The 8,997-nt window shown below is 39.9% G+C and carries 14 protein-coding genes and 1 pseudogene; 4 read left to right on the top strand and 11 right to left on the bottom strand.

Annotated features, from left to right (window positions below):
- Positions 1-251 precede the first annotated feature (251 nt).
- The 6 genes from AC1XUO_RS29245 to AC1XUO_RS29220 form a co-directional block, all read right to left on the bottom strand.
- Positions 252-536: a hypothetical protein gene (locus tag AC1XUO_RS29245; RefSeq protein ID WP_483333436.1), complete on the bottom strand. Its 285-nt coding sequence runs from the start codon at positions 534-536 to the stop codon at positions 252-254.
- The gene (locus AC1XUO_RS29240; protein WP_483333434.1) at positions 526-849 is read right to left on the bottom strand and encodes a hypothetical protein; all 324 of its coding nucleotides are present in this window, start codon (positions 847-849) and stop codon (positions 526-528) included. Before AC1XUO_RS29240 ends, AC1XUO_RS29245 begins: the two co-directional genes overlap by 11 nt.
- A 124-nt stretch (positions 850-973) precedes the next feature.
- Entirely contained in the window at positions 974-1,237 is a 264-nt protein-coding gene (locus tag AC1XUO_RS29235) for a hypothetical protein (RefSeq protein ID WP_483333433.1), read from the bottom strand.
- 5 nt (positions 1,238-1,242) lie between these two features.
- A complete protein-coding gene (locus tag AC1XUO_RS29230) occupies positions 1,243-1,446 on the bottom strand; it encodes a hypothetical protein (RefSeq protein ID WP_483333431.1) in 204 nt (67 codons plus the stop codon).
- Positions 1,447-1,573: 127 nt separating this feature from the next.
- On the bottom strand, positions 1,574-1,819 hold the full coding sequence (locus AC1XUO_RS29225) for a hypothetical protein (protein WP_483333430.1): 246 nt from the start codon (positions 1,817-1,819) through the stop codon (positions 1,574-1,576).
- The gene (locus AC1XUO_RS29220; protein ID WP_483333428.1) at positions 1,819-2,175 is read right to left on the bottom strand and encodes a hypothetical protein; all 357 of its coding nucleotides are present in this window, start codon (positions 2,173-2,175) and stop codon (positions 1,819-1,821) included. The genes AC1XUO_RS29225 and AC1XUO_RS29220 overlap by 1 nt, the downstream gene beginning before the upstream one ends.
- Positions 2,176-2,293: 118 nt before the next feature.
- On the opposite strand from AC1XUO_RS29220, the gene AC1XUO_RS29215 reads away from it, so the two are divergent.
- The 4 genes from AC1XUO_RS29215 (at position 2,294) to AC1XUO_RS29200 (ending at position 5,595) form a co-directional block, all read left to right on the top strand.
- On the top strand, positions 2,294-2,686 hold the full coding sequence (locus AC1XUO_RS29215) for a helix-turn-helix domain-containing protein (protein ID WP_483333427.1): 393 nt from the start codon (positions 2,294-2,296) through the stop codon (positions 2,684-2,686).
- Between the two features lie 19 nt (positions 2,687-2,705).
- On the top strand, positions 2,706-2,990 hold the full coding sequence (locus AC1XUO_RS29210; protein WP_483333425.1) for a hypothetical protein: 285 nt from the start codon (positions 2,706-2,708) through the stop codon (positions 2,988-2,990).
- Positions 2,991-3,215: 225 nt separating this feature from the next.
- The gene (locus AC1XUO_RS29205) at positions 3,216-4,424 is read left to right on the top strand and encodes a tyrosine-type recombinase/integrase (RefSeq protein WP_483333424.1); all 1,209 of its coding nucleotides are present in this window, start codon (positions 3,216-3,218) and stop codon (positions 4,422-4,424) included.
- 49 nt (positions 4,425-4,473) lie between these two features.
- Entirely contained in the window at positions 4,474-5,595 is a 1,122-nt protein-coding gene (locus tag AC1XUO_RS29200; protein WP_483333423.1) for a restriction endonuclease, read from the top strand.
- Between the two features lie 59 nt (positions 5,596-5,654).
- Here the strand turns inward: AC1XUO_RS29200 and AC1XUO_RS29195 are convergent, their stop codons facing one another.
- The 5 genes and pseudogenes from AC1XUO_RS29195 to AC1XUO_RS29175 form a co-directional block, all read right to left on the bottom strand.
- On the bottom strand, positions 5,655-6,104 hold the full coding sequence (locus tag AC1XUO_RS29195) for a DUF5675 family protein (protein ID WP_483333422.1): 450 nt from the start codon (positions 6,102-6,104) through the stop codon (positions 5,655-5,657).
- Positions 6,104-6,571 (bottom strand): phage holin family protein, encoded by a 468-nt coding sequence (locus tag AC1XUO_RS29190; RefSeq protein ID WP_483333421.1) that lies wholly within the window; start codon positions 6,569-6,571, stop codon positions 6,104-6,106. The genes AC1XUO_RS29195 and AC1XUO_RS29190 overlap by 1 nt, the downstream gene beginning before the upstream one ends.
- Positions 6,568-6,744, bottom strand: a complete 177-nt coding sequence (locus AC1XUO_RS29185; RefSeq protein WP_483333420.1) for a hypothetical protein — start codon at positions 6,742-6,744, stop codon at positions 6,568-6,570. Before AC1XUO_RS29185 ends, AC1XUO_RS29190 begins: the two co-directional genes overlap by 4 nt.
- Positions 6,741-8,030 (bottom strand): hypothetical protein, encoded by a 1,290-nt coding sequence (locus AC1XUO_RS29180; RefSeq protein ID WP_483333419.1) that lies wholly within the window; start codon positions 8,028-8,030, stop codon positions 6,741-6,743. The genes AC1XUO_RS29185 and AC1XUO_RS29180 overlap by 4 nt, the downstream gene beginning before the upstream one ends.
- Positions 8,031-8,102: 72 nt before the next feature.
- Positions 8,103-8,997: pseudogene (locus tag AC1XUO_RS29175) on the bottom strand (hypothetical protein); the annotation flags it as partial.

Below are 8,997 nucleotides of genomic sequence, written 5' to 3'. Positions count from 1 at the left end.
AGTTGTTACTTTTTTACGTGAGGGGATTGACATAATACGTTTCCTGGCAATCTGGAAAGCATTTTCAAACCTTTCCTTAGTTCCGGTGTTCTTGGTGAACCTGTAATCCGGTGCTCTGATCTTCGTGTCAATGATCACCCGGCCATCAGAAAACAGAGTTACCATAATTGAATTAGTATTATCAGATTCACCGTAGAATTTCACCCATCTTTTATCCGGTTTGTTTCTCATTTCCGAAAAGGTGTAAACCATCATTGATAAGGAGTTTCAGAGTTTTTTATAAATAAGTCTCTTATTTCCATTTCAAGTATTTTTACCTTTTTCTCATTGCCTGAATTGATCCGGTCAATAATCAGTATTTCCAAGTCCTCAGGTATTTCTACCGGGCTTTCTACATCAAATTTGCCAATAGAAATAAGTTTCACTTTTCCTTTTTCGACACTCGTTATTGAACCCTGCAATTCTTTCAAATCAGATAATAATTGCATCAGGTTTTCCAGTTCGGAAGTGTTTTTAAATACGGTTTCAGTTTTCATAAGGAATACAGTTTTTACATTTTTGGAAATAGGTATCTTTTTCAGGAAAGTCCAGGCCGCATTTATGACAAGCGGGAAAGCTGGAAACTTCTTTTATGCCGAGAAGGAACATTGCCATGTTTTCCAATGCCTCAAAATATGCTTTCGTGAATTCTTCACGTGTGCATTCAATACAAGTCGGAGTTACAGAATGGGATTGCAAAAGGTTTGCACCTACTCTGGAAACGACAACATTCTGACCGTTGTCAATATTTTGGGCAACAAAAAGCACATAACCATCTAAAATGGTTTCTTTAAAATATTTGACTTCCATACAATTTATGATTGCTTAAATATCCAATGAAGTAGATAAAAGGGGGAGAGAATTAATGAAGTCAATGCCACGGCTATCACGAACAAGGACTTGATGTATATTTCGACAATAAAGAAAAATAATCTCATCGGCGTACGGGTCTGGCAGTAGTGGACATTGGATAAAAAAACTGTTCAATTTTTACATTTTCAATTGTAGGTTTCACGCGGTGGATATCCTTGCGTAATATGCTGATCAGTTTTTTTTGCTTTAAAGTCAGCATCAGCAATGTTCTGATGATTTCTTTATTTGTGCCCTGATCCATTCTGTTCAACATTAATTGTAATTCTCTGGAAAGTGTTTCCGTATCCAGTTCGGCAATTGCGAGTTCTAATGCTTCCTGATCCATGTGAATTATTGTTGAGTTGTTGTTTCTTCCTGGGCAATCTGATTTCTCAGTTTCTTTATTTTATCTCCGTAGTACGCAATACCTTTCGCCTCTTTGGTATTGATAAAGTCAAATGTCATTTTCGTCAGGTCTTCCCATTTATTAAAAGTCTTGGTTTCAATGATGACCAAATCGTTTTCCGTTACTGATACCTGTTTGTATTTAACCATCAGAAATTGTAGTCGATATGCATCCCTGAAACCTTCACATTCAATTTGCAGCTGAATTCGATCTGAAATGCAATTGTGAATTTCCTTTTCGGTATCTGACAATTGAGAAGAAAAAGAAACCTGTCGATTATGTAGTTGTAATTGGTTTCGTAGTTCCTGAATGCGGTTCATGTATTTTATCCAGCTTTAAAACTTCATCAATTACCCGGTCCCGTAAAACTCTGTCCAATGGATTTTCCGAATCCTGTGCGTGGTTTATTACCATTGTCAGAATCTTTATCAATGCGCTATCCTGATTTTGGCTTTGCTCCGTAAGTGCTATTACTTTTTCAACCAAAGTCTTTTTTTCTGAATACAGCGTTCCGGTGTTCATCAGGATAAAACATTTGTCATTCCATACATTTGCGCCGCCTCCATGTCCTGACGATCCTGAATTAAATCGTACTGTCTTTTATCAAGGAAGAAACCTTGTCCTTTGTAATCAAAGGCAATCCCGTAATTCTCAAACATGAACATTAAGTCTTTTTTTAAGCTAACAAATTCTTCCTTTTTCAACCTGGCTAAAACATTCGGATATGCCATGTTCCAACGATTTTCGAAATCATCTGTAAACAGCTTTTTAGGGAAAGATCCGGGTAAATCATTGCTCCACATTTTCCAGAAGGTTGTTTCCTTTTCTACATCCCTGGCACCTTTTGTACCTTTTTTGTAACCATTAACTAAGTCCATATTGTTTTTCGTTATTAGAGTTTCGTTATTCGATAATGAATTAATGCACAATGATAACATAATGTTAGCATAGAATGCAAACAAAACACTCCTTTTATTTTTACAATTTATTAGCACAATGGATACAAACATCAATTTTGGCCTGATTATCAATCAATTAATTGAGGAACGAAATATTACCAAAGTGAAAGCGGCTGAGATGATGGGTTATTCTCGAAAAGGTTTTAGTGATGCCCTTGATAAAGAAGATGTGAGCACTTCTCTATTAAAAAAAGTCTGTGAAGTATTCGAAGTTGACATGTCATATTTCCTGTTAACAAAAAATAACAATATCAATCAGAAGGGGAACGCAAACATTGCCGGAACCGGATCAGTTCAGTACAAAGGACAAAACAACGTTATAGGACCAGATAGCAAGATTCAGATACTTGAATCAGAAAATGAACATTTAAAAAAACAGATTCAATTATTAGAACAAATGGTTAGCATTTTGAAAGATCAAAAAACCTAACAAATTGATTCAGTAGCTTATGAGTACAAATTTAACCCTGTGTTTATTATTTAATTTACTTAGCAAAAACCCACAAAAACCATTACTGCGTTATGCAAACTCCCCTCAAACAGAAACTTACGATGAACCACAAATTAACATTCAAGTAAACTATATCACACAGAACGGCAATGCGAACATTATTGGAAATGGAAGTGTCCAGTATATGAAAATTAAAGAAGACAAAGCGAAAATTGAACGCTTAGAAAGAGAGAATAAACTATTAACAGACATCATTGAAACGCTACGCCTCCGGGACAAATAGCGGGACAAAAATAACAATTAACGTTACTACAATGACTTCGGGACAATTACATAAAAGCTTAATAATCAGTATTTCAGCGTTTTGCATGTTAATTGCTATTGACTCCCTCCGTCTCCACGAGGGTTAAAGAGCTGTAAGTCAGATACTTACGGCTCTTTTTGCGTTCAAGAAAGTGTATTGCCGCCAGTTTGGCGCCAGTACATCTATGATATTCATGGTTTAATTATGGGCGAAGGGACGCCAAAATATCCATTTAGAGAAGCAATTTTATCGGATCAAGGCGGAGATTTGTCTAAGACCTGGACCGTCAATTATTATGTTTGGTCTGAAAGAAAAAACCAACTTGTAAGAAAGCGGACAGAGTTTAATCAACCTACCAAAAAGGAAAGATATCAGCAGGCAAAAGAGCTAATAGCGATTATTAATGAGGCTCTGTCTACTGGTGGTTTCATTGATGAAATTATAGTCCCGCTAACAGAATTAAGTAAAAACACCACCATAGAAAAAGCAATTGAGTTTTTTCTAAATTCAAAAAAGCGGACTGCCTCTGAAAATACAATAAAGGGGTATGTAAAAGACTTAAAGGTTTTTGGTGACTGGGCTGAAAGTGCTGGTTTGACCCACACTCCACTTCATAGGTTCGGAACAAAGGAGGTGTATCTGTTTTCGGACTATCTTGATAGAAAAGTCAAAATGGATAAGGACGGGAATCCTACTAAAAAAGTGGGTTATTCGAAAAAGACCTATTCCAACTTCATTGGCACACTCCGGACTATGTGGACTATGTTCACAAGCAGAGAGATTCTAAAGGTAAATCCATTTTTGAAAATCGTTAAGCGAAAAGGCAGATCCGGACAACACATTCCATATACACGTGAACAAATAACATTATACAAGAAAACTTGCCTGGAAAAATTAGGGGATGAGCAACTTTGGTTATTTGTCAATTTTATTTACTACGGTTTTTTTCGGCCAGCTGAAGAAGCTCAAAATTTACAGATTAAGCACATTTTAAAAAGGACAATTGTCGTACCCGGAGAATTGGCAAAAAACAATTTAACTGAGCACGTCAGAAAACCCAAAGCATTTGAGCTAATAATCCAACAATATGATCTGAGAAGCTACCCGCCAAACTTCTATATATTCACATTGTCAGGCAAGCCAGGGCCAAATCCGGTAGGTAGTAAGTATATGTATATGCATAACCGTAAGGTTCTGGAAATGGCGAATTTAACCGACCAGGATTACGATCTTTACGGATGGAAGCACACGGGTGCGATCGCGATTTACCAGGTAACCAAGGATATCAAACTCGTTCAGGCGCAGTGTAGGCATAAGGATATTAATACCACTGATAAATATTTGCGTGATTTGGGTTTATTCCTGGACGAAGATGCTTTGGATCTTTTTCCAGAATTGGCAATAGTTGAGTAGGAAAACTAAATTATTGATCTTTACCTAGGAAATCCTAATTAACTTTTGAATGGACGCTGCAAAATCACTTCGTAAGCCTTTGAATTGGCAAGATTTCGAAACACTGTGCAAAAAGCTTTGGGGGGAAATTTGGAATTGTCCTGAGATAAAAAAAAATGGTCGAAGTGGGCAGAATCAGCATGGAGTAGATGTGGTTGGACGACCGATAAACGAAAAGGCATATTACGGTATTCAGTGCAAAGGGAAAGATGAATACTCAAATAAACAGTTTACAAGAAAAGAGATTTTATGTGAGATTGAAAAAGCAAAGACATTTTATCCACCGTTAAAAAAATTTTATTTTGCAACTACTGCCAATAAGGATCAAGAAATTGAATCATTCGTTCGTGAACAGGATCTATTAAGTCAAGAAAATGGAAATTTTGAAATTCATTTATTCAGTTGGGAGGATATCGCTGAGCTAATTGACGAAAATCAGCAAACACACGATTGGTACATGAGTATAAATAAATTTAAGTCTATTAAAAAAGTTTCAGTTACTTTTTTAGAAAATGCAACAGAGATAGATGTTTATCCAAAATTTAAAAGGGTAACATATGTAAAGGAGAGGATTATTCCTGGAGCAACAATCATTCCTAGAAGTGGTAATGATTACGAGCCTTTTATTGGGGCATTCAATTATCAAATCCCATCACTAACGACATCTGATCTAAGTTTTTTTAAATTTAAGATGTTGATACAGAATCTAGGTACCAGCGCAATAGAAGAATTTAAGTTATCTGTAAATATTTTGCCGAAAATCATAGATGTTGCGGATACGAATGAAAAACATATTGGAATGGCCGTTGCTAGGAATATTCGTCATTCTGACGTAGCTATCAACTTGGAAAAAAAAACTTTTCAACTTTTACCAACAAAAAAAATTTTGGTAAGCGAGGATATATATGAATCAGATTTTATTTTTATCAAACCGATGCCGGTAGACTCGCAATTAACTATAAGTTGGAAATTGATTTCAAAAGACTTCAAGGATCAAGGTGAATTATTAATCAATGTTTCACCAATATTTGAAGAAGAAACTAAGAAAGTGTCAACTAAGGAATTTGCTGAAAAGGAAAATAAAACAACATTAGAAAATTTTATTGATTTTAAGGATCACAACGAATATTAAAATTGTACGGATGTTAAATCTTTCAACTTTAACATTCGTACAATTCTTTATTTGTTAAATTATAATCTTACAATCTCACACCAAACCGTTTCCCCTCGTTTTATCGCATCCGCAATTTTACTTTGCAGATCCTGGCATGCTGTGCGGCTGGTACCTACCATAAAATCCTGTTCCTCTTTCCAGTAGGTTTTACCAGGCAACAAACAGCCATTTGTGTCAACATGCCTGTTACCTGGGTGTATCCGGATCCCTGCAAAGCCAGGCACATTGATAAGGATAGGTAATAACCTTTTGAATCTGTTAGAATAGGTGATCTTAACCTGGTAGCGGCCGGTGGGGATGGCCGTTTTGCCGTAAATCTTTTCGCTTTTGATTTGATCCGGATCCATGTCAGATCTTAGGCCTCTGTCACGATCTTCTAAAATAAAATGATGCGCTTTGCCGTCTACAACGACAGACAAAAGGGTGCTATTCACGCCGCGCCAGCGCCTTGTTACAATGATTTCCATTATATTAAGTCTTTAAATTCGCCCGATTCGTCAAACTTTTTTAGTCTGGCCAGGAGCTTTTTGTTGAGTAAGTCCGGACGGATCTCTCCGATGTTTTCACAGATCGAAATCGCTTCCCGGATCATGATGGTACAGAAAATCAGGTCATCTAACCAATTAAAAAGTCCGGTTGCCGTCCCGGAAATTGTGAAGCTGATCAGAACGTGTGAGGTGATCAGGATCCCGCCGTAAATCAGGATCTTTTCGAATAGCTTGGCGTAGGCTCGGGATTCCAAAGTTTTCTTTTTCCAGGCGTTGTAAGTGCCCAAAACTGTATCGACAAGAATGATGACGATCAGGAAAAGCACAAACTGCCAGTCTGAAAAAATGTAGGTGTCGAAAACTGTTTTGATGCCTGCGAAGGCGGCCGATACGGCTAAAAAGTGCTTATCTGAGATGTTTGCAAACATCGAATTAAGTGTTTTCATAATTTAAGAATGATTAAAGTGCCCAACGCTCCCATGCCCGCACCCGTCCAAAAATTGCGGTTGCCTTTCTGCCTGATTGCTTCCAGCTGAATTTTAAAAGCCTGCGCGGCAAGTGCTGGTTCTTTGTCTTTCAAATCGTTATGGATCCTGAGCGCAAGGTTTTCCTGGATCAAATGTTTGTTTTCCAGTTGGAGCTCAGTTTCAGGTCGGGCATGATGTCCGCCCATTGGGGAGCCTGCAAACTCGGGTCGTAATTTTGCGGAATATGATTTAAGAAACCGGCCTTTTCCTGCGGTCCCTGGAACACACCTGTTTGTAGTCCGGCCGTAACGTTTGGGTAAAAGGATTGTCCGGCCAGGTGATCATAATATCCGCCTCCTTCTGGCTTATCAGACCATTTATTCAGTGTTTCCAGGCCTTTCTTGGTCTGGAATTTAATCACACGAAGGGGGTTGTGTCCCGCAAAAACATAGTCTTTCAGGGGCGTGGATTGTTTGATCAGATCCGCGTTGATCATATAGCGGTATTCATACCCATCCGCAAGCGGCGGGCTAGACAAGTCATTCAAAATATTGACATTCCCCGATTTGGTGTCGGTCAGCTTTAAATGATCGTCATGCCCTTTTGTAACAATGCTGTAATTGTAATCGGCAGGCGATCCTGCGGCCGGCGATCCGGTTCCGGGATCTGTGACGGGTGGATCGACCACAACGGGCGGGACAATAACACCGGTACCCTTGTCTTTGATCGTAAAAGATTTGACAAACGGATCCCATTTGCAGCTGACCGGGGTAAGACGGATCAGGTATTCACCAGGTTTTTGGGTACCATATTTGAAATAAAGGGTGTTGCTTTCCGGATTATAGCTTGCCGATTTAATGGAATTAGGCGGATCCGAAAGCAATGTTAAAGTAAGTGCCGTTAAATTTCTGGCATCAAAAACGACGGTTGCGCCTTCCAGGTCAGGCACAATGCTGGTAATGGTCGGCTTTTTTTCGCAGTCTTTTAAAACCGATCCAGTTTCTCCTGGGATGGTGAAGGGATACGTAAAAATTTCAGAGCTGCAAGAGGATCCGCGGAATGTCAGCGTGTAGCTGCCAGGCGGCAACGGGTCAAACAGGATCCGCGGTTTGTTGTCTTCGGGCTTAACGTCACCGTAACGAACCTCTTTTCCGGACGCGTTCAGGATTGCCCATTTGATCCGGGCCACGTCAATACCGTGAAATTCGCCATTCAGACCGGTAGCTGAAACGTTGGAAACGCCTTTTAATTCCGGACCGGCTTTGCAAGGATTAACCGCTGGCGGCTGTTCACCTGCTACCGCTTTCCGGATTTGATCGATCACCCATTGTTTCCCGGCAATACTATCGGGGAGCGTGACGTCAACATTGATTTTCTGGGCAAAGCTGGCCATACTTGTAAGCAGGACCAATAGCCAGATAGAAACATGTTTTTTCATGACTAACAGATTTAATTTACAGTTTTGAAAATCAAATCTGTTAGCTATGCGGGTTTTAGAGTAGGACGGTATTTAGCGTTTAAATACTTCCAGTACTGAAACATTGGACAGGGGCAAACTAGCCTTTATGGACTGTACGAAGTAGTCCACCCCGCGGATATGAACCGCCATTTCGCTTGAGCCTTGCCGGTGAAAATCCAGCCTGGCCAGCTCCGACGAATTGAGCTGAACACTGGGCGATGCTGGAAAAGTACTACCCCTGAATTTTTCATAACGTTTCCAGAACTTGTTTCGCAAATTGTTGGATCCATGGAAAGAAAGGCGCGTGCTGCCATATTCACTTTTGGCTGTTGGAACTCCTGCAATCAGGCCGTGCCAGTACAAAAGACGGGGTTTGAATTTCTTTTCCATCTGTCCGGTTAGGCTGGTAATCCCGTTTTGTTCGGTAATCGGCAAACCGGTTATTGTATCCATTTTCAGGGTTGAGAACTTGCCTTTAAGCGTGAAAAGGGTTTCGTCATTGTAAAGCTCGGAGGTATACTTTTCAAATTCCGAGGGTACTGTTTTCATCAGTCCGTCGTCTGTGTCCAGCTCCCAATCCAGTTCCAGGCGGCGGTCTAAAATGTTGCCTGGCAAGATCAACGGAATCGTTTTTTCCGTGACATCCATAGCGGTCGGAATGGCCAGGCGGCTTTCGGTGTAGTGCATGGTGATCACCCGGCGCTGAACATCGAAAAAGCTGGTCACGCCAAAAGGAGGAAGTTTTAAAGCAAGAAACAACATCCGGACAGAAAGATCTGACGGCAAATGGTTTCTGTAATCCATCACCGTGGCTGGTGTTCCTGGCGCGCCATCCAGGGAAAATGTATTGTAAAGTAGGAGGCGTTGGGCGGCTGGGTCTTCCATGAATTCACCCTGCAGGCGAAAACCGCAAATTTCTCCCAGTTTTCTAAGCACCCAGTGAAGT

The organism is Dyadobacter sp. HNCC25DJ186 (assembly GCF_056895235.1).
The sequence above is the reverse complement of the archived record's forward strand: the minus strand, read 5'-3'. Positions and strand labels throughout refer to the sequence as shown.

Bases quoted from the DNA above. Each gene is read 5' to 3' on its own strand.
- AC1XUO_RS29215 (WP_483333427.1), top strand. From the start codon at position 2,294: ATGGATACAAACATCAATTTTGGCCTGATTATCAATCAATTAATTGAG.
- AC1XUO_RS29235 (WP_483333433.1), bottom strand. From the start codon at position 1,237: ATGGATCAGGAAGCATTAGAACTCGCAATTGCCGAACTGGATACGGAA.
- AC1XUO_RS29245 (WP_483333436.1), bottom strand. From the start codon at position 536: ATGAAAACTGAAACCGTATTTAAAAACACTTCCGAACTGGAAAACCTG.
- AC1XUO_RS29220 (WP_483333428.1), bottom strand. From the start codon at position 2,175: ATGGACTTAGTTAATGGTTACAAAAAAGGTACAAAAGGTGCCAGGGAT.
- AC1XUO_RS29190 (WP_483333421.1), bottom strand. From the start codon at position 6,571: ATGAAAACACTTAATTCGATGTTTGCAAACATCTCAGATAAGCACTTT.
- AC1XUO_RS29195 (WP_483333422.1), bottom strand. From the start codon at position 6,104: ATGGAAATCATTGTAACAAGGCGCTGGCGCGGCGTGAATAGCACCCTT.
- AC1XUO_RS29210 (WP_483333425.1), top strand. From the start codon at position 2,706: ATGAGTACAAATTTAACCCTGTGTTTATTATTTAATTTACTTAGCAAA.
- AC1XUO_RS29240 (WP_483333434.1), bottom strand. From the start codon at position 849: ATGGAAGTCAAATATTTTAAAGAAACCATTTTAGATGGTTATGTGCTT.
- AC1XUO_RS29230 (WP_483333431.1), bottom strand. From the start codon at position 1,446: ATGGTTAAATACAAACAGGTATCAGTAACGGAAAACGATTTGGTCATC.
- AC1XUO_RS29205 (WP_483333424.1), top strand. From the start codon at position 3,216: ATGGGCGAAGGGACGCCAAAATATCCATTTAGAGAAGCAATTTTATCG.
- AC1XUO_RS29180 (WP_483333419.1), bottom strand. From the start codon at position 8,030: ATGAAAAAACATGTTTCTATCTGGCTATTGGTCCTGCTTACAAGTATG.
- AC1XUO_RS29225 (WP_483333430.1), bottom strand. From the start codon at position 1,819: ATGAACACCGGAACGCTGTATTCAGAAAAAAAGACTTTGGTTGAAAAA.
- AC1XUO_RS29200 (WP_483333423.1), top strand. From the start codon at position 4,474: ATGGACGCTGCAAAATCACTTCGTAAGCCTTTGAATTGGCAAGATTTC.